The following is a 17,203-nucleotide window of genomic DNA, read 5'->3' on the forward strand; positions in this document are numbered from 1 at the left end:
GGTCACAGCCTCTTCGCGCTGCGCAGCGTCTTGGCGTAGTAGCCGTTGCCGTCCAGCCGGGACACTCCGCCGACGTCGCCGATGGTCGGTCCGTTGACCTCCTCGCGGCTGGAGACGAAGAGCAGGTGGCCCTCGGTGTCGTAGCCGAGCACCATGCCGACGTGGTCCAGGCGCTGCTTCGTCCGGGTGTCGAGCTTGAAGAAGACCAGGTCCCCGGGCTGGAGCTGGTCGATGCCGGTGGGCCGGTCCTTGGCCGAGATGCCGGTGAGCGGCAGGATGTCGGCACCCTGATCGGAGCGGGCCATGCCGTTGGCGGTGCGCGGCAGGCCGTCACCCGACTCGTCCGAGGACATCAGCGGGTAGCGGGCGCGGTAGCCGAACACCATCCGCATGTAGCCCGAGCAGTCGATCGACCGGGCACGCGCGGTCTCCGGCTGGCCGATCACGCCGTCGCGGAAGGGGTACTGGACGCCGAGGTAGTCGTAGAAGTCGGACTGCTCCAGGCGCAGGTCGCCGCCCTCCGCCCCGTTCGCGTTGAGGGGCCCGAAGTTGGCGTCACCGGCGATGACGGTGCCCTGCTCGTCCTTCTTCTGCTTGGCGCCCGCGACGTACTGGAAGGAGATCGCCAGGAGGTCGTCCTCCTTGCTGGACTCGTACTCCTTGTACCAGTCCTTGAACCACTTCTCCTTGTCCGCGCCCTTCTTCCAGGGCTCGGGCATGAGGCGGACCCAGTCCGTCGTGGAGACCTTGGAGCTCGTCGAGGACGGCTCGGTGAAGGTGCGGGCCGGTCCGGTCAGGGTCGCGGTGCGCGCCCCGTCGGTGAACACCGCCCTGACCTGACCGTCGGAGCCGCGCAGCACGGAGCGTGCGGGATTCTCCAGCCGGGACCATGTCTCCCCGCCCTTGTCGCGGGTCTTCGCCGCGCCGCCGGCCCGGTCCGAGCCGTCCAGCACGCCGACGTTCGTGATCTCCGGGACGCCCTTCTCCTCCTGCTTGCGCAGCTCCACGGTGAGGTAGCCGGAGGTCGCGACGAGCCCCAGCACCACGAGGCCGGAGAGGACCGGCCTCGATTTCTTCTTCCCTGCCATGTGTTCTCTCCTGGGTTCTCGGTCGCCGGGACGCCGGTCTCAGACGGTGGGCATGATGCCGAGCAGCAGTCCGGCGGCGACGACGATGTAGGCCATGAGCGAGACGGTGCCGGTCGCCAGCAGCGTCGCCCCCTTGGGCTGGCGGACCATCTGGTAGGCGATCAGGCCGGGCACGATGAAGCCGAGGGTCTGGTTGCCGTACAGCAGCGGGAACTCGATCGACAGCACGATCATCACCGTGGCCTGGAGCAGCACGCCCAGCAGGACCACCGCGGCGAACAGCCGCTTGCCGTAGAGGATCACCAGCCGCTGCATGACCTTGGTGCCCGCGTAGGTCAGGGCGGTGACGCCGACCACCATGGCCGCCCGCTGGAGGTCCTCGATGAGGGTCAGGGCGAGCCAGCCCGGCGTGATCATGCCGCCGGGCGACAGGTTGGTGGTCAGGTAGCACAACAGCGAGAAGAACAGGCCGATGGCGATGCCGAGGGCGGCCATCTCGGGGGTCAGGGCGGCGGTGGTCAACGGGGTCTCCGGGCACGGGTGCGGGTCGTGGTGCGGGGCGGTCGGCTCAGGCGTGCGGGCGCGGGGTGTCGTCCCCGCCCGTGGAGGTCAGTGGCGCGGATGCTGCCCACCGCCGTCGGCCGCCGGGTACGGATGACCGCCGCCCGCGTCGTCGCCGTGCGGCCAGGTCTCCTGGACCGGGGCGGCGTACTGGCCCTGCCCTTGGCCGTACTGGCCCTGGTGCTGAGCGGCGTGCTGCTGCGCCCACGACGGCTGGCGCTGCTGAGCGGGGATGCGGACCACCGGGATCTCCTGGGTCTGCGTGGCCTGGTAGCGCTCCTCATAGGCCACGGGGTATGAGGCGTACGGATCCAGGCGCGCCGGCTGATGCGGCGGCACCGGGGCGTCCGCGGGCCGGTCCGCTTCCGCGGGCGCGGACTCGTCCGCCGGGAGTTCGGCCAGGTACTCCAGCAGTTCCTCGCCCTGGCCGTGGATGTTGCCGATGGCGACCAGGGAGGAGTCGGCGGCCAGGCGCTCCAGCAGGGCGGGCATGAACTCCTCGGCCGACCGGCGCTCACCCCCGAGGTCGATCGCGCGGTCGCGCCACTCGGCGGGGATGGCGTCGATCGCGCTCTTGGCGGGGTGCCCGATGACGAAGACGTGGTCCGGCTGGAGGTCGGGGATGATCTCGCCCATCTGCCCGTTGCGCTCCACGCGGTCGGGCCGGCAGTTGATCACGACGTTCAGCGGCCGGTGGATGGCTCCGAGGTCGAGCAGCTGGTTGATGTTCATCAGCGTCGACTCGGGGTCGTTGGCCGCGAAGACGTTGGCGAAGGCGAGCCGCTTGCCCTCGGGCGTCGCGTAGCGCTCGACGGACAGCACGCCCGGGTCCGGCGGGGCGTCGTACATGCCCTGCAGGGCGACCTGCCGTTCCACGCCGAGCAGTTCGGCCACGACGAGGGCGATCGCGACGTTCTCCTTGAAGGTGAACCAGCTGAAGCCGCGCAGCTCCTCGTCGGTGACGGTCTCCGGGTCGGCGTAGATCAACTGGCAGTTACGGGCGTCGGCCTCCTCCTGGAGGATGTGGAAGCGCTCCTTCTCGGCGGTGACGCAGATGCCGTCCTCCGGCATGGAGCGGCACAGCGACCGCGCCACGTCGTCGAGGGTGGGCCCCATCTCGGCGAGGTGGTCCTCGCGGACGTTGCACAGCACGCCGATCGTGGAGCGGATCAGCTTGCTCTGGTTCACCTCCTGCAGGGCCGGCATGACGGCCATGCACTCGATGACGAGGGCGTCGGGCCGGTAGGTGGCGGCCCGGCGCACGATGCCGATCTGCTCCACCACGTTGGCGATGCCGAACTTGCGGTAGACCGGCTCCTCGGTGGCGTCCGGGTGGATGAACCGGGCCGCCGTGCCCGTGGTCTTCGCCACGGTGACCAGGTCGCCGCCGCGCAGGGCCCCGGCGCACAGCCGGGTGATGGAGGACTTGCCGCGGATGCCGTTGACGAGCACGCGCGACGGGATGCTGTGCAGGCTGGCGTAGTGCCGGCGCTGTTCCACGATGCCCGCCACGAGCAGCAGCACGCTGCCGGTGAGCAGGACGAAGTACAGATAGAGCACGGCTGGGTCACCTTCCCCGAACGCCGGCTTCCGGCTCCGCGAGCCGGCGCGCCTGGGTCTGCTTACGGGCGTGGAGTTGCTGGCGCAGCAGTTCGAGGCTGCGTACGACGGCGCCGACCTCGTCCTGGTAGCGGGGGTAGAGCACGGACTTGAGGTCGCCGTCGGCCAGCTTCTCCGCGCTGGCCGCCAGGGCCCGCATCGGCCGGGCCACCACCAGGTACACCCAGCCGAGGCAGACGACGATCAGCGCCAGGCCGAGCAGTCCGGCCAGGACGCTGCGGTCCTCGCGCTCGTACGGGGTGATCTGGAAGTCCTTGGCGTTCTGCCAGCTGACCACGGTCCAGCCGATGTCGGCCGCCACACCGCCGCCGGAGAACGGGGCGGCCGCGGCGACCGTGGTCCCGCGTCCCTCGCGGATCAGCAGGCCGTTCTCGACGGGCCCGGCGCCGACGTGGACGCTGCCGGCCCGGACGAGGTCGGTGAGCGCGTCGCGCGGCAGGTCCTCGAAGGCCAGGAAGCCGTCGCTGGCGGCGATGGTCTGCGTCTTGGAGTCGACCACACGGACCTCACCGAGGCCGGGCCGCTTCAGCAGGGAGTTGAGGAACTCGATGCGGACCTCGCCGACCAGGGTCATGCCCTTGCCGCCCGGCAGGGGCGCGGCGGCCTGGACGACCGGCTTCTTCCCGCCCTTGCCGACGACCCGGACCAGCGGCACGTCGTCCCCGTCGGCGAAGTCGGCGCGCGGCTCCTCGCCCGCGCGGCCGACGACCTCGCCGTCCTCGTCGAGGAGGTACAGCGCCTCGTAGCGGGTGTGCTCGCGCAGGGTCTCCTCGAGCAGAGTGCGGCCGGCGTCGGTGTCGTCCGGGTCGATCAGCCGGGACGTGGACACCAGGTCCGCCTGCGCCTCGTTGAGCGCCCGACGCACCCGGTCGGCGACCAGGTCGGTGCGGTCACGCTGGTCCGCGACCATGCTGGCCGGGATGCTGACGGAGTCGTCGGTGCGGTTCAGCAGCAGGCCGACGGGCAGACACCACAGCAGCAGCAGGACGGCGGTCAGCGCGAGCGGCCCGCGCACCCCGAACCGCCCCTTGACGCGCTGGCGCCCGCCGGGATCCTCGCTCGGGCCGCCCAGCTGCGCGCGCAGCCTCTCCAGTGCGGAGCCGATGCGCGCGGCCTCACCCCAGCGGGGCACGTCCACCGGGCGGGTCAGGTCGCCCCGGGCCAGTCGGCGGGACTCCAGGAACAGCCGCAGCAGCGGCCGCTGCACGGTCGCCCACAGCACGGCCGCGGCGAGCAGTCCGAGCACCACCAGGGCTCCGGCCGCCAGCAGCCCGTACAACTCCCGGTCCGCGGCGGCGCCCTGCTGCTGGACCACGGGCAGCAGGGCCACGACGGTGAGCCCGAGGCCCGCGCCGACGCTCTTCTTCTCCTCCGGGTCGGCGGACGAGAGGGAGGCGTAACCGGCCGTGGCGACACGGCCGTTGTAGCTCCCGCCGACCAGGGTCCCGCTGACACCGGGGTACCCGCGGGAACCCGGCTCCCTGGCGCTGACGGGGTCCTGCTCGGTCTCCCGTGCCGCCTGCGCGGACAGCCCGCTCATCTGCTTCTGGAGGAAGCCCAGCTCCTTGCGCTCCTGGTCGGAGTTGAGCGCCTCGGACTGCTCGAAGCCTGCCGTGGCCAGGATCTCCCCGCCGGTGGCGACGACCGCCATGGAGCGGAACTGGCCCAGGTTGATGGCGGGCACGGACAGGCTGTTGGAGGCGAGCAGCAGCTGCTGCGGCCCGTCCTCGAAGTCCAGGACCGCCATCGTCATCAGGCGGACGTCGCCGGTCTCCAGCCGCACCATGCGGGGCTTGAGGGCCTTGTCCCCGGTGAGGACGTCCTTGTCCAGCCATCCGAGGGGAATCGTTTCACCCCTGGCGGCCAGGACCTTGCCGCTCTCCAGGTCCAGGACCGTGGTGCCCGTCCACTTCTGGTAGGTCTTCCCCAGGTCGGACAGGACGCGCTCGGGCTTGACCGGCGGCCCCGCGTTCAGCGCGGCGGCGGTGCGGTTCAGGTCGGTGACCCGCTCGTCGATGGAGGCACGCAGGGCGATGGCCCCGTCCTCCGCGAAGTGCTGCTGCGAGGAGAGCACCGCCTGCGGTACGGCCTGCTCGCCGGCGGGTCCGAGCACCTGGGCGGTGAGGCCCGCGAGTGCGAGCACCAGCACGCACAGCAGCGCGATCGGGGGACGGACGCCGCCCAGCAGCGGCATGTCCGCGCGTCTCCGGCTGCGCCGCCGTCCTCCCTTCACGGGGCGCACGGCGCGGGTGGGTGTCACCGGTGGTCTCCTCCGGCCTCTCTGGGTGAAGAACGGCCGCTCAGAACACCGCTCCCGCGGGAGGGGTGAGGGACCGCCGTATACAAGACTGTTGGCGAGCGACGAAGTTGTGCCGGTCGCCCCGGATGCGCTGTGGCGCTAGTCACGCTCCAGCGCGAGCTCCTTCAGGCCGTCGCCTCCCGGCGCCCCGCGGTTGTACAGGAAGCCGCGCGTGCGGTCGGCCGCCAGCCGGTAGCGGGCGAGCCGCTCCTCGGAGAGGTCGCCCGGCGTCTCGAGTGCCCGCCGTACGTCCACCACCCGGTGGTCCTCGACCGCGCCGGCGGGCGGCTTCTCACCGGCCTCCACCTCGGGCGGGATGTCCACCAGCGTCGTGGCGTAGCGGGCGGCGACGTCCCAGCCGTCGGTCGTCTCGCGGAACTCGAACCAGCCGATCGCGCCCTCCTCGGTGAGCCCGGTGGGCGAGGAGTGCCGGGCGACCTGGTTGCCCAGGCTGTAGGCGATCCAGGTGCCGTTCACCTTCTGGATCGGCTGCACCACGTGGGCGTGGTGTCCGATCACCAGGTCGACCCCGGTCTCCTCGGTGAGCCGCTCCGCCAGCTGCAGCTGGGGAACACTCGGTTCGTTGTAGTGCTCAAGGCCCCAGTGGACCGAGAGGATGACCACCTCGGCGCCCTTCTCGCGGGCGCGGGCCTCGGCGTCCTTGATCGCGTCCGTGTCGATCTGGTTGAACGCCCACTTCTCCTTCTCCGGCGTCGGGTTGAGGAACGACATCCAGGAGAACGAGAGGTGGGCCACCTTGACGCCGTTGACGTCACGGATGTTGATCCGTTCCGCCTCCTTGGGCGTGCGGGCGGAGCCCGTGTGTCCGAGGCCGGCCTTGTCCATGGCGTTCAAGGTGCGCCGTACAGCGCCCAGACCGTGGTCGTAGGTGTGGTTGGAGGCCGTGGAGCAGGTGTCGTAGCCCACATCCTTGAGCGACGTCAGGATCTGCGGCGGCACGAGGAACTCCGGGTACCCCTCGAAGGGGCCCCGCGGATTGCCGACGGGCGTCTCCATGTGACAGATCGCCAGGTCCGCCTTGCTGATGACCGGCTCGATCCCGGCGAGCAAGGGCTTGAAGTCCAGCCCGGCCTCACCCTCGCCGGTCTTCTTGGCATCCTTGGCGGCCTGGTCGACCAGCTCGGGGTGGATCAGCACATCACCTGCGGCGGCGACGGTGAACGAGCGGCCGCCCGGCTTCACCTGCGGCGCGGAGGCCGCGGAGCTGCACGCGGTCGCGACGGCGACGGTGGCCACGAAAGCGGTTGCCGCCCGGGCGATCCGGAGAGGATTACGAAGTGTCACCGCATCATATTCACATGAAGCACACAAGCACCACGGAAGTTACCGTCACAAGACAGTCACATTTGACTCGTATTTTGGTCCAATTCGGACTCGTCCTCGCCTTGTTCGGCTGTCAATCGGCACCAGACCGGTCAACGGACGACTCCACTCCGGGCGCCCGGGAACTGGTGGACCTCCGCAGCAGGATCCTCGCGTACACGGCGGATCTGGATCCCGACGCCGCGTACACCCCGCCGGACGACACCCAACGCGAGCGCGTCGCCGAGGGCGTCGGCCACCTCCTGGACGGCGACGCCACGCAGGCCGAACGACTGCTCGACCCCCTCGGCCTCAAGCTCACCCGCCTCACCGACACCGAGTCCGGCCGCAGGTACGACGAGATCGCCGCCGCCCGCCCGGGCCGGGCCGAACGCTGGGGGCGCCTCTATCTGACCGCCGACTCCGACGTCCGCTGGAACGCCCAGGTACCGCACCCGGTCTCCGACCGGGACACCGAACGCCTCGGCGTGCGGCTCCTGGAGGACAACCCCGGCGGCTCCCTGGTCCTCGCCGGCGCGCACCGCGAGGCGGGCCGGGGCGACGCCGCCGACGTCGCCCACGAGGAGGACAGCGTCTTCCACGCCATCGTCGTGGAACTCCAGAAACGCGACGTCCCGGGCGTGCAACTGCACGGCTTCGCCAAGGACTCGGACCGCCCCTACGAGGCGGTCCTCTCCACTGGAGCCGCGCGCAGCACCCTCACCGAGGCCGCCGCCCTGGCCGACGCCATGCAGGACGACGGGCTGCGGGTCTGCCGGGGCTGGTCGGCCCGCTGCCCCCTGGAAGGCACCACGAACGTCCAGGGCAAGGCCGCGGAACGCCACCACGCCACGTTCGTCCACGTGGAGCTCTCCCCCAAGGCACGCGGCGACGGCTCCGACGCCGACGCCGCCACCAAGGCCCTCTCAGGGCTGGTCACCACCTGGAACTCCGCCCGCCGGTGAGGGGCCCCCGGAAGCCGGTCAGCAGCACCCCGCCGACGGCAACCCCGACGGCAACGACCGCTTGTTGCGTGCCTCCTTGTTGCGCGCGGCCAGCAACTCGTCGGCCGGGTAGCCGACCTCCTCCAGCGTCAGCCCGTGCGGCCGTACGACGTGCACGGCCGAGTCCCGCACGCCGGCCGCCAGCACCTTCGCGGGCCAGTCCGGCGGCCGGTGCCCGTCGCCCACGAACAGCAGCGCCCCGATGAGCGAGCGCACCATGTTGTGGCAGAAGGCGTCGGCCCGCACGGTCGCCGTGATGATCCCGTCCGCGCCCTTGTCCAGGCTCAGTTCCTGGAGCGTGCGGATGGTGGTGGCCCCCTCCCGCTTCTTGCAGTAGGCGGCGAAGTCGTGCTCCCCGAGCAGCCGCCGGGCGGCCTCGTTCATGGCGTCGACGTCCAAGGGCCAGTCGTGCCACAGCACATGGTTGCGCAGCAGCGGATCGACGCCCCCGGGATTGTCGGTGACCCGGTACGCGTACCGCCGCCAGACCGCCGAGAACCGCGCGTTGAAGCCACTGGGCGCCTCCCTGAGGGCCCACACCCGCACGTCCCTGGGCAGCCGCCCGGCGAGCCGCTTCAGCAGCTTCTGGCTGTGCTCGGCCCAGACCTCACGCGGCAGATCGACATGCGCCACCTGCCCCCGGGCGTGCACCCCGGCATCGGTACGCCCCGCCACGGTCAGCTCGTATGTCTGCCCCGACCGCGTCACGGTCCGCAGGGCATCCTCGATCTCCCCCTGCACGGTCCGCCGCCCCCCGGCCTGCTTGGCCCACCCGGAGAACTCACTCCCGTCGTACGACAGATCAAGACGCACACGCACATGACCGGCTGCTGCTTCATCACTCACGTACAGATCCTCTCAGCAACACAAAAGCGGGCCCGCCCCTGAAAAGGAACGGACCCGCAAACGCCCTCTCAGGGGCGCGGGGAACTGCGCGAACAACCACGACGAAGCCGCAGCCGCCAACAAACAATCCCCGGCAGACGCTTAGGCGTCCTTGGACTCCTCGGCGTCCTCGGCCTTGGTCACATCGACCTGAGCCTCAGAGCCCTCGGCGTCCTTCGCGGCACGCTTGGTCGCGGCCTCCGCCTCGCCGGTCGCCTCCTGCGCCACCGTCAGCGCCTCGACCAGTTCGATGACAGCCATGGGCGCGTTGTCGCCACGGCGGTTACCGATCTTGGTGATGCGGGTGTAGCCACCCGGACGGTTCTCGTAGCGCGGGCCGATCTCGGTGAAGAGCGTGTGGACGACGCTCTTGTCCGTGATGACCTGGAGCACCTGACGGCGGTTGTGAAGGTCGCCCTTCTTCGCCTTGGTGACCAGACGCTCGGCGTACGGACGCAGCTTGCGCGCCTTCGCCTCGGTGGTGGTGATGCGACCGTGCTCGAACAGCGCCTTCGCGAGGTTCGCGAGGAGCAGCTTCTCGTGCGCGGCGCTGCCGCCCATACGGGCACCCTTGGTGGGCTTCGGCATGGTGTTTCTCCTAGGTGTCTGCCCCGGCCGTATCAGGTACCGGGGTCAGTATCCGAGCGAGCGGTTGCCCGTCGGAGATCCGGGGTCCGCTGACGCGAACCCCGGAAGCAGAGACTCAGTACTGCTCGGTCTCCACGAAGCCCGCGTCCGCGTCGTCGTCCGCCCCGAAGGCGTCCGCCGCGGCGGTCGGGTCGAATCCGGGCGGGCTGTCCTTCAGGGCCAGGCCCATGCCGGCCAGCTTCGCCTTGACCTCGTCGATCGACTTCGCACCGAAGTTGCGGATGTCGAGCAGGTCGGCCTCGGAACGCGCCACGAGCTCACCCACGGAGTGGATGCCCTCACGCTTGAGGCAGTTGTACGACCGGACGGTGAGCTCAAGCTCCTCGATCGGCAGCGCGAGATCGGCGGCGAGGGCGGCGTCCGTCGGGGACGGACCCATGTCGATGCCCTCGGCGTCGATGTTGAGCTCGCGGGCCAGACCGAACAGCTCGACCAGGGTCTTGCCGGCCGACGCCATGGCGTCACGCGGACGCATGGCCTGCTTGGTCTCGACGTCGACGATCAGCTTGTCGAAGTCGGTCCGCTGCTCGACACGCGTGGCCTCGACCTTGTACGTGACCTTGAGCACCGGCGAGTAGATCGAGTCGACCGGGATCCGGCCGATCTCCTGGCCCACCTGCTTGTTCTGCACGGCCGAGACGTAACCGCGGCCGCGCTCGACCGTCAGCTCCATCTCCAGCTTGCCCTTGCCGTTGAGCGTGGCGAGGACGAGGTCGGGGTTGTGCACCTCGACACCGGCCGGCGGCGCGATGTCGGCGGCGGTGACCAGACCCGGGCCCTGCTTGCGCAGGTACATCACGACCGGCTCGTCGTGCTCCGAGGAGACGACCAGCTGCTTGATGTTGAGGATCAGGTCGGTGACGTCCTCCTTGACGCCCGGCACGGTGGTGAACTCGTGCAGGACACCGTCGATGCGGATGGACGTGACCGCCGCACCCGGGATCGAGGACAGGAGGGTCCGGCGCAGGGAGTTGCCGAGGGTGTAACCGAAGCCCGGCTCCAGCGGCTCGATCACGAACCGGGAGCGGAATTCGTCGACGACCTCTTCGGTCAACGAGGGACGCTGAGCGATCAGCATGTGTGGATCAGATCCTTCAGTCGGGGGCGCCCGCTATATGACGCCCGACTCGACCGTCCCCGACAAAAAGGGACGGGTACTGCAAGGGTACGGGCGATACGCCCCTTTGCAGAGCCGTACCGCCCGAAAACGCTGCCCGTGAAACGAACGTCAGACGCGACGGCGCTTCGGCGGACGGCAACCGTTGTGCGGGGTCGGGGTGACGTCCTGGATGGAGCCGACCTCGAGACCGGTCGCCTGGAGCGAACGGATGGCGGTCTCACGACCGGAACCCGGGCCCTTGACGAACACGTCGACCTTGCGCATGCCGTGCTCCTGGGCGCGGCGGGCAGCCGACTCGGCGGCCATCTGCGCGGCGAACGGCGTGGACTTCCGGGAGCCCTTGAAGCCGACGTGGCCGGCGGAGGCCCAGGAGATCACGTTGCCGGACGGGTCCGTGATCGAGACGATGGTGTTGTTGAACGTGCTCTTGATGTGCGCGTGGCCGTGAGCGACGTTCTTCTTTTCCTTGCGGCGCACCTTCTTGGCAGCGCCCTGACGACCCTTGGGGGGCATCTATAACTCCTACGGGAGGTGGTCGGTCCTGCAGCGAAGACCGCTGACGAGCGTCCGCTGAGGACTACTTCTTGCCCGGCTTCTTCTTGCCGGCGATGGCGCGACGCGGGCCCTTGCGGGTGCGGGCGTTGGTGCTGGTGCGCTGACCGCGGACGGGCAGACCACGGCGGTGACGCAGACCCTGGTAGGTACCGATCTCGACCTTGCGGCGGATGTCGGCCTGGATCTCGCGACGGAGGTCACCCTCGGTCTTGATGTTGTTGTCCACGAACTCGCGGATCGCGACGAGCTGCTCCTCGGAGAGGTCGCGAACGCGGGTGTTCGGGTCGACGCCGGTGGCGGCCAGCGTCTGCTGCGAGAGGGTCCGGCCGATGCCGAACACGTAGGTGAGGGCGATCTCCACGCGCTTGTCGCGCGGGATGTCAACACCGGAAACGCGTGCCATTCAATGGCTCCAGTTACTTGACGGAGGTCTTCCGCAGAACCGACTCCCAGCCGCCGTATGAGGTACGAACTGGGTCCCCGGCCTCCGACCGGGGGTGTCAGACCCGGGGGTCTGGGTCCTGCGTATGAACATATTCAGCTTGCGTCGCGCGAATCCCTGCGATGAAGGCAGAGGGATCGGTCGTGCGTCAGCCCTGGCGCTGCTTGTGGCGCGGGTTGTCGCAGATGACCATGACCCGGCCGTGACGGCGGATCACCCTGCACTTGTCGCAGATCTTCTTGACGCTCGGCTTGACCTTCATGGGTGAGGTTCTCCGGGTCAGTGCCACCACCCCGGAAGCCGGGGCGCGGGCAAGATCTACTTGTAGCGGTAGACGATCCGGCCACGCGTCAGGTCGTACGGAGACAGCTCCACCACGACCCGGTCGTCAGGGAGGATGCGGATGTAGTGCATACGCATCTTGCCGCTGATGTGTGCCAGGACCTGGTGGCCGTTCTGGAGCTCGACCTTGAACATGGCGTTCGGAAGAGACTCGACGACAGTGCCCTCGATCTCGATGGCACCTTGCTTCTTGGCCACGCTTCGCCCTTCGAATCGACTACCTTGATCGACTCAGTGCGAGCGCATGCAGACATGCGGATGCACAAGAGCCGACGAGTCAGTCTACGACAGGGCCCTCGGAAACACGAATCGAGAAAGCCTGCCCCAGCAGACAGATCTTTAAGCGCGCCCCCATAGGGGCGCGGGGCTGTGTCGATATGCGGCTCCGCCGCGTGGGCGCGACAAGCCACGACGAACCCGCAGCCGCCGGCCAGCGGACCCGCCCACCCCGGAAGGCCTCAGCCCAGCGGATCCGGAGCAGCGACGATGCCGAGCTCGGCGAGCTTCGCCTTACCCCCGTCGGGAGACGTGAGCACCAGCGGCCCCTCCTCCGTCAGCGCGACGGAGTGCTCCCAGTGGGACGACCACGTACCGTCCGTGGTGACGACCGTCCAGTCGTCCTCCAGGACCTCCGTCTTCGGCGTCCCCAGCGACACCATCGGCTCGATCGCGAGGCAGAACCCGGGCACCAGCTTCGGACCCTTGCCGCGCCGGCGGTCCACGTAGTTCAGCAGGTGCGGGTCCATGTGCATCTCGGTGCCGATGCCGTGACCGCCGTAGTCCTCGATGATCCCGTACCGGCCACCGCCGGGCTTGGGCTGGCGGCGGATGTACGTCTCGATCGCCCGGGAGACGTCGACCAGCCGGTTGCCCTGCTTCATGGCCGCGATGCCGGCCCACATCGACTCCTCGGTCACCCGGGAGAGCTCGACCAGTTCCGGCGCGTGACCGGAGCCCACGAAGGCCGTGTACGCGGCGTCGCCGTGCCAGCCGTCGATGATCGCGCCGCAGTCGATGGAGATCACGTCCCCGTCCTTGAGGACGACGTCGTCGGAGGGGATGCCGTGGACGACGACCTCGTTCACCGAGGTGCAGATGGTCGCGGGGAAACCGCCGTACCCGAGGAAGTTCGGCTTGGCGTTGTGCTCGGCGAGCACCTTCCGGGCGACCTGGTCCAGATCCTTCGTCGTGGCCCCCGGCACGGCGGCTTCGCGGGTCGCCGCGTGAATGGCGGCGACGACCAGCCCCGCCTCACGCATCTTGGCGATCTGCTCGGGGGTCTTGATCTGCACCATGGGGGCTACGGCCTTTCTGGACCTGCGGACAACATGAATGCCTTCAACGATACGGGGCCGCGCGAAGACCCCGCCCACACAGCAGCCGCGGCTCCCGGAGGGGAACCGCGGCCGTAGCTGTGCATGAACGACTACTTGCCGTCCTCGTCACGCTGCAGCGCCTCCATGGCGCGAGCCGTGACCTCCTCGACCTTGCCGAGCGCGGAGATGGTCACGACCAGCCCCTGCGCCTTGTAGTAGTCGATGATCGGCTCGGTCTGCGTGTGGTAGACCTCCAGCCGCTTGCGGACGGTCTCCTCGGAGTCGTCGTCCCGCTGGTACAGCTCGCCGCCGCAGACGTCGCAGACGCCCTCCTTGGCCGGCTGCTTGTACGTCACGTGGAAGACGTGCGCGGAGTCGTTACGGCAGATGCGGCGGCCGGCGATGCGCTTGACCACCTCGTCCTCGGGGACCTCCAGGTCCAGCACCGCGTCGAGCTGCATGCTCTCGGTCTCGAGCAGCTCGTCGAGCGCTTCGGCCTGGGAGACGTTGCGGGGGAAGCCGTCCAGCAGGAAGCCGTTCTCGGCGTCCGGCTGCTCCATGCGGTCCTTCGCCATGGCGATGGTGACCTCGTCGGGCACGAGATTGCCCGCGTCCATGTAGGACTTCGCCAGTTTGCCGAGTTCCGTCTGCTGGCTGATGTTGGCCCGGAACAGGTCGCCCGTGGAGATGTGCGGGATCGACAAGTTCTGAGCCAGGAACGCGGCCTGCGTTCCCTTACCGGCACCCGGCGGCCCGACGAGGACGATACGCATCAGCGGAGGAACCCTTCGTAATTGCGCTGCTGGAGCTGGCTCTCGATCTGCTTCACCGTCTCGAGACCCACACCCACGATGATCAGGATGCTGGTCCCACCGAACGGGAAGTTCTGGTTTGCCCCGAAACCAGCCAACGCCATCGTCGGCACGAGAGCGATCAGTCCCAAGTACAGCGAACCCGGCCAGGTGATCCGGTTGAGCACGTACGACAGGTACTCAGCGGTCGGTCGGCCAGCCCGGATGCCCGGGATGAAGCCACCATACTTCTTCATGTTGTCTGCGACTTCCTCGGGGTTGAACGAGATAGCCACGTAGAAGAAGGCGAAGAAAATGATCAGGATGAAGTAGAGAACCATGTGCATCGGGGCGTCCGGCAGCGCAAGATTCTTCTCGATCCAGACCTTCCAACCGGAGTTTCCACCGGCGAACTGCGCGACCAGCGCCGGGATGTAGAGCAGCGACGAGGCGAAGATCACAGGGATGATGCCGGCCTGGTTGACCTTCAGCGGGATGTACGTCGACGTACCGCCGTAGGATCGGCGGCCGATCATGCGCTTCGCGTACTGGACCGGGATGCGGCGCTGAGCCTGCTCGACGAAGACGACCAGGCCGATCACGACGAGGCCGACCGCGATGACGGTGCCGAACTCGATCCAGCCGCCGGCCAGCGAGCCCTGCTCCTTGATGGCCCACAGGGCGGACGGGAAGGTGGCGGCGATCGAGATGAACATCAGGATCGACATGCCGTTGCCGATGCCGCGGTCGGTGATGAGCTCGCCGAGCCACATCACGAACGCCGTACCGGCGGTCATGGTGATGACCATGGTGATGGTGACGAAGATCGACTGGTCAGGGACGATCTGGCTGGCCACCGGGCACCCCGAGAACAGGGCGCCGCTGCGAGCGGTGGCGACGAGGCCGGTGCCCTGGAGGATGGCGAGGGCCACCGTCAGGTAACGGGTGTACTGCGTGATCTTCGCCGTACCGGCCTGGCCCTCCTTCTTCAGGGCTTCCAGGCGCGGGATCACCACGGTCAGCAGCTGCAGAATGATGCTCGCCGTGATGTACGGCATGATGCCCAGCGCGAAGATCGTGATCTGCAGCAGCGCGCCGCCGCTGAACATGTTGACCAGGCCGAACAGGCCCTGGTTGGCCTCGGCGTTGTCGATACAGGTCTGGACGTTCCGGTAGTCGACGCCTGGGATCGGGACATGCGTACCGACCCGGTAGACCACGATGATGCCGAGCGTGAAGAGCAGCTTCTTGCGCAGGTCGGGCGTCTTGAACGCCCGGGCGAACGCGGTGAGCACGGTGCCTCCTGCGACCCCCGCGCAACTGCGTCAAGGGTGACGGTCTTGAGGTTCGACGAATAGGTAACGGGCAACTGCCGCTCAGAGTGCCGGAAGTGCAGCACCCCGTGAAAAGAGGGCAGTGCAGGCCACCTTACCGGCGGGACTGCCGCCCTAGGAACGACCAACCGGGGATACCCCATTTGTGGGGTATCCCCGGTCGGGATCGTTCAGGTCATCAAGACGCCTGTGGTGTTCAGACGAGCTCGGTGACGGAACCGCCGGCGGCGGTGATCTTCTCCTTGGCGGAGCCGGAGACGGCGTCGACCGTCACCTGCAGCGCCACGGAGATCTCGCCCTGGCCGAGGACCTTGACGAGGCTGTTCTTGCGAACAGCGCCCTTGGCCACCAGCGACTCGACGGTGACCTCGCCACCCTCGGGGTAGAGGGAGGCCAGCTTGTCGAGGTTCACGACCTGGTACTCGGTCTTGAACGGGTTCTTGAAGCCCTTCAGCTTCGGGAGGCGCATGTGGAGGGGCATCTGCCCACCCTCGAAGCGCTCCGGAACCTGGTAGCGGGCCTTCGTGCCCTTGGTACCACGACCGGCCGTCTTACCCTTCGACGCCTCACCACGACCGACACGGGTCTTGGCGGTCTTGGCGCCCGGGGCGGGACGGAGGTTGTGGATCTTGAGCGGGTTGTTCTCCGCCATGATCAGTCGACCTCCTCGACCGTCACGAGGTGGCGGACGGTGTGCACCATGCCGCGGAACTCGGGGCGGTCCTCCTTGACGACCTGCGTGTTGATGCCCTTGAGACCAAGGGAGCGCAGGGTGTCACGGTGGTTCTGCTTGCTGCCGATGTACGACTTCGTCTGCGTGATCTTGAGCTGAGCCATTACGCAGCACCAGCCCCGGCACGCGCACGCAGCAGAGCCGCGGGAGCGACATCCTCGAGCGGCAGACCACGGCGGGCCGCGATCTCCTCGGGACGCTGCAGACCCTTCAGGGCCTCCACGGTCGCGTGCACGATGTTGATCGCGTTCGACGAGCCGAGCGACTTCGACAGCACGTCGTGGATACCGGCGCACTCCAGGACGGCACGCACGGGACCACCGGCGATAACACCGGTACCCGGCGAAGCCGGCTTGAGGAGAACGACGCCGGCAGCCTTTTCACCCGTGATCGGGTGCGGGATGGTGCCCTGGATACGCGGGACCTTGAAGAAGTGCTTCTTGGCCTCCTCAACGCCCTTGGCGATGGCGGCCGGCACCTCCTTGGCCTTGCCGTAACCGACACCCACGGTGCCGTCACCGTCGCCCACCACGACCAGCGCGGTGAAGCTGAAGCGACGACCACCCTTCACAACCTTGGCGACGCGGTTGATCGCGACAACGCGCTCAACGTACGCGGTCTTCTCGGCGGCAGCTGCGCCGCCGTCACGGCCCTTCCGGTCCCGCCGCTCGCCGCCACCGGCACCGCCACCGCGGCGCTGGGGTCCAGCCATTGGAATTACCTCTCTCTGTCTCCGCTAGCTACGGAACCAGGACTCAGAACTTGAGTCCGGCCTCGCGGGCGGCGTCCGCCAGGGCGGCGATGCGCCCCGCGTACTGGTTACCACCACGGTCGAACACGACGGCCTCGACACCGGCGGCCTTGGCGCGCTCGGCGACCAGGGCGCCGACCTGCTTGGCCTGCGCGGACTTGTCGCCCTCGCCACCGCGGATCGAGGTGTCCAGGGTGGACGCCGACGCAAGGGTGTGACCCTTGATGTCGTCGATCACCTGGGCCACGATGTGGCGGTTCGAGCGGGTAACGACCAGACGCGGACGCTCCGCCGTACCGTTGATGTGCTTACGGATCCGGATGTGGCGGCGCTTGATCGCGGCGCGCTTGTAGGCGTCGCCCTTAAGGATCTTCTGTCCGTATGCCATGGC

At 68.7% G+C, this 17,203-nt stretch carries 20 protein-coding genes; 1 reads left to right on the forward strand and 19 read right to left on the reverse strand.

Annotation, left to right across the window (positions count from 1 at the left end; all coding sequences use genetic code 11):
- Positions 1-2: 2 nt before the first annotated feature.
- The 5 genes from ACZ3I3_RS06180 to ACZ3I3_RS06200 form a co-directional block, all read right to left on the reverse strand.
- Positions 3-1,088: an NlpC/P60 family protein gene (locus ACZ3I3_RS06180; RefSeq protein WP_467362988.1), complete on the reverse strand. Its 1,086-nt coding sequence runs from the start codon at positions 1,086-1,088 to the stop codon at positions 3-5.
- Between the two features lie 39 nt (positions 1,089-1,127).
- A complete protein-coding gene (locus tag ACZ3I3_RS06185) occupies positions 1,128-1,610 on the reverse strand; it encodes a poly-gamma-glutamate biosynthesis protein PgsC/CapC (RefSeq protein ID WP_020276280.1) in 483 nt (160 codons plus the stop codon).
- 87 nt (positions 1,611-1,697) lie between these two features.
- A complete protein-coding gene (pgsB, locus tag ACZ3I3_RS06190; RefSeq protein WP_467362990.1) occupies positions 1,698-3,209 on the reverse strand; it encodes a poly-gamma-glutamate synthase PgsB in 1,512 nt (503 codons plus the stop codon).
- A 7-nt stretch (positions 3,210-3,216) separates the two neighbouring features.
- Complete coding sequence (locus ACZ3I3_RS06195; RefSeq protein WP_467363370.1) at positions 3,217-5,463, reverse strand: HAMP domain-containing protein; 2,247 nt, start codon at positions 5,461-5,463, stop codon at positions 3,217-3,219.
- 204 nt (positions 5,464-5,667) lie between these two features.
- Positions 5,668-6,825 (reverse strand): CapA family protein, encoded by a 1,158-nt coding sequence (locus tag ACZ3I3_RS06200; RefSeq protein WP_467363372.1) that lies wholly within the window; start codon positions 6,823-6,825, stop codon positions 5,668-5,670.
- Positions 6,826-7,040: 215 nt separating this feature from the next.
- Between ACZ3I3_RS06200 and ACZ3I3_RS06205 the strand changes: the two genes are divergently transcribed.
- Positions 7,041-7,856, forward strand: coding sequence for a hypothetical protein (locus ACZ3I3_RS06205; protein WP_467362991.1), 816 nt, complete (start codon positions 7,041-7,043; stop codon positions 7,854-7,856).
- 18 nt (positions 7,857-7,874) lie between these two features.
- Here the strand turns inward: ACZ3I3_RS06205 and truA are convergent, their stop codons facing one another.
- The 14 genes from truA to rplR form a co-directional block, all read right to left on the reverse strand.
- Positions 7,875-8,741 carry a tRNA pseudouridine(38-40) synthase TruA gene (truA, locus tag ACZ3I3_RS06210; RefSeq protein ID WP_467362992.1) on the reverse strand — a complete coding sequence of 289 codons (867 nt, stop codon included), beginning with the start codon at positions 8,739-8,741 and terminating at the stop codon, positions 7,875-7,877.
- Between the two features lie 141 nt (positions 8,742-8,882).
- Positions 8,883-9,368, reverse strand: a complete 486-nt coding sequence (rplQ, locus tag ACZ3I3_RS06215; RefSeq protein WP_467362993.1) for a 50S ribosomal protein L17 — start codon at positions 9,366-9,368, stop codon at positions 8,883-8,885.
- A 115-nt stretch (positions 9,369-9,483) separates the two neighbouring features.
- On the reverse strand, positions 9,484-10,506 hold the full coding sequence (locus ACZ3I3_RS06220; protein WP_003966937.1) for a DNA-directed RNA polymerase subunit alpha: 1,023 nt from the start codon (positions 10,504-10,506) through the stop codon (positions 9,484-9,486).
- A gap of 150 nt (positions 10,507-10,656) precedes the next feature.
- A complete protein-coding gene (rpsK, locus tag ACZ3I3_RS06225) occupies positions 10,657-11,061 on the reverse strand; it encodes a 30S ribosomal protein S11 (protein ID WP_003956432.1) in 405 nt (134 codons plus the stop codon).
- 64 nt (positions 11,062-11,125) lie between these two features.
- The gene (rpsM, locus tag ACZ3I3_RS06230; protein WP_003992375.1) at positions 11,126-11,506 is read right to left on the reverse strand and encodes a 30S ribosomal protein S13; all 381 of its coding nucleotides are present in this window, start codon (positions 11,504-11,506) and stop codon (positions 11,126-11,128) included.
- 187 nt (positions 11,507-11,693) lie between these two features.
- On the reverse strand, positions 11,694-11,807 hold the full coding sequence (rpmJ, locus tag ACZ3I3_RS06235; protein WP_003974245.1) for a 50S ribosomal protein L36: 114 nt from the start codon (positions 11,805-11,807) through the stop codon (positions 11,694-11,696).
- A 56-nt stretch (positions 11,808-11,863) separates the two neighbouring features.
- A complete protein-coding gene (gene infA, locus ACZ3I3_RS06240; RefSeq protein WP_003948620.1) occupies positions 11,864-12,085 on the reverse strand; it encodes a translation initiation factor IF-1 in 222 nt (73 codons plus the stop codon).
- A gap of 260 nt (positions 12,086-12,345) precedes the next feature.
- Entirely contained in the window at positions 12,346-13,182 is an 837-nt protein-coding gene (gene map, locus ACZ3I3_RS06245; protein ID WP_401466337.1) for a type I methionyl aminopeptidase, read from the reverse strand.
- 131 nt (positions 13,183-13,313) lie between these two features.
- On the reverse strand, positions 13,314-13,976 hold the full coding sequence (locus ACZ3I3_RS06250; RefSeq protein WP_467362997.1) for an adenylate kinase: 663 nt from the start codon (positions 13,974-13,976) through the stop codon (positions 13,314-13,316).
- Positions 13,976-15,289 (reverse strand): preprotein translocase subunit SecY, encoded by a 1,314-nt coding sequence (gene secY, locus ACZ3I3_RS06255; protein WP_467362998.1) that lies wholly within the window; start codon positions 15,287-15,289, stop codon positions 13,976-13,978. Before secY ends, ACZ3I3_RS06250 begins: the two co-directional genes overlap by 1 nt.
- Before the next feature lie 235 nt (positions 15,290-15,524).
- On the reverse strand, positions 15,525-15,980 hold the full coding sequence (gene rplO, locus ACZ3I3_RS06260) for a 50S ribosomal protein L15 (RefSeq protein ID WP_086560685.1): 456 nt from the start codon (positions 15,978-15,980) through the stop codon (positions 15,525-15,527).
- Positions 15,981-15,982: 2 nt separating this feature from the next.
- Positions 15,983-16,165: a 50S ribosomal protein L30 gene (rpmD, locus tag ACZ3I3_RS06265; RefSeq protein ID WP_005481207.1), complete on the reverse strand. Its 183-nt coding sequence runs from the start codon at positions 16,163-16,165 to the stop codon at positions 15,983-15,985.
- Positions 16,165-16,773, reverse strand: a complete 609-nt coding sequence (gene rpsE / locus ACZ3I3_RS06270) for a 30S ribosomal protein S5 (protein ID WP_030671799.1) — start codon at positions 16,771-16,773, stop codon at positions 16,165-16,167. Before rpsE ends, rpmD begins: the two co-directional genes overlap by 1 nt.
- A 43-nt stretch (positions 16,774-16,816) precedes the next feature.
- Positions 16,817-17,200 carry a 50S ribosomal protein L18 gene (rplR, locus tag ACZ3I3_RS06275; protein WP_007494754.1) on the reverse strand — a complete coding sequence of 128 codons (384 nt, stop codon included), beginning with the start codon at positions 17,198-17,200 and terminating at the stop codon, positions 16,817-16,819.
- Between the last annotated feature and the right edge of the window lie 3 nt (positions 17,201-17,203).

This window comes from Streptomyces sp. NPDC016851 (genome assembly GCF_055562795.1).

Bases quoted from the DNA above. Each gene is read 5' to 3' on its own strand.
- ACZ3I3_RS06180 (WP_467362988.1), bottom strand. From the start codon at position 1,088: ATGGCAGGGAAGAAGAAATCGAGGCCGGTCCTCTCCGGCCTCGTGGTG.
- ACZ3I3_RS06195 (WP_467363370.1), bottom strand. From the start codon at position 5,463: ATGCCGCTGCTGGGCGGCGTCCGTCCCCCGATCGCGCTGCTGTGCGTG.
- rplQ (WP_467362993.1), bottom strand. From the start codon at position 9,368: ATGCCGAAGCCCACCAAGGGTGCCCGTATGGGCGGCAGCGCCGCGCAC.
- ACZ3I3_RS06220 (WP_003966937.1), bottom strand. From the start codon at position 10,506: ATGCTGATCGCTCAGCGTCCCTCGTTGACCGAAGAGGTCGTCGACGAA.
- rpsK (WP_003956432.1), bottom strand. From the start codon at position 11,061: ATGCCCCCCAAGGGTCGTCAGGGCGCTGCCAAGAAGGTGCGCCGCAAG.
- rpsM (WP_003992375.1), bottom strand. From the start codon at position 11,506: ATGGCACGCGTTTCCGGTGTTGACATCCCGCGCGACAAGCGCGTGGAG.
- rpmJ (WP_003974245.1), bottom strand. From the start codon at position 11,807: ATGAAGGTCAAGCCGAGCGTCAAGAAGATCTGCGACAAGTGCAGGGTG.
- map (WP_401466337.1), bottom strand. From the start codon at position 13,182: ATGGTGCAGATCAAGACCCCCGAGCAGATCGCCAAGATGCGTGAGGCG.
- ACZ3I3_RS06250 (WP_467362997.1), bottom strand. From the start codon at position 13,976: ATGCGTATCGTCCTCGTCGGGCCGCCGGGTGCCGGTAAGGGAACGCAG.
- rplO (WP_086560685.1), bottom strand. From the start codon at position 15,980: ATGGCGGAGAACAACCCGCTCAAGATCCACAACCTCCGTCCCGCCCCG.
- rpmD (WP_005481207.1), bottom strand. From the start codon at position 16,165: ATGGCTCAGCTCAAGATCACGCAGACGAAGTCGTACATCGGCAGCAAG.
- rpsE (WP_030671799.1), bottom strand. From the start codon at position 16,773: ATGGCTGGACCCCAGCGCCGCGGTGGCGGTGCCGGTGGCGGCGAGCGG.
- rplR (WP_007494754.1), bottom strand. From the start codon at position 17,200: ATGGCATACGGACAGAAGATCCTTAAGGGCGACGCCTACAAGCGCGCC.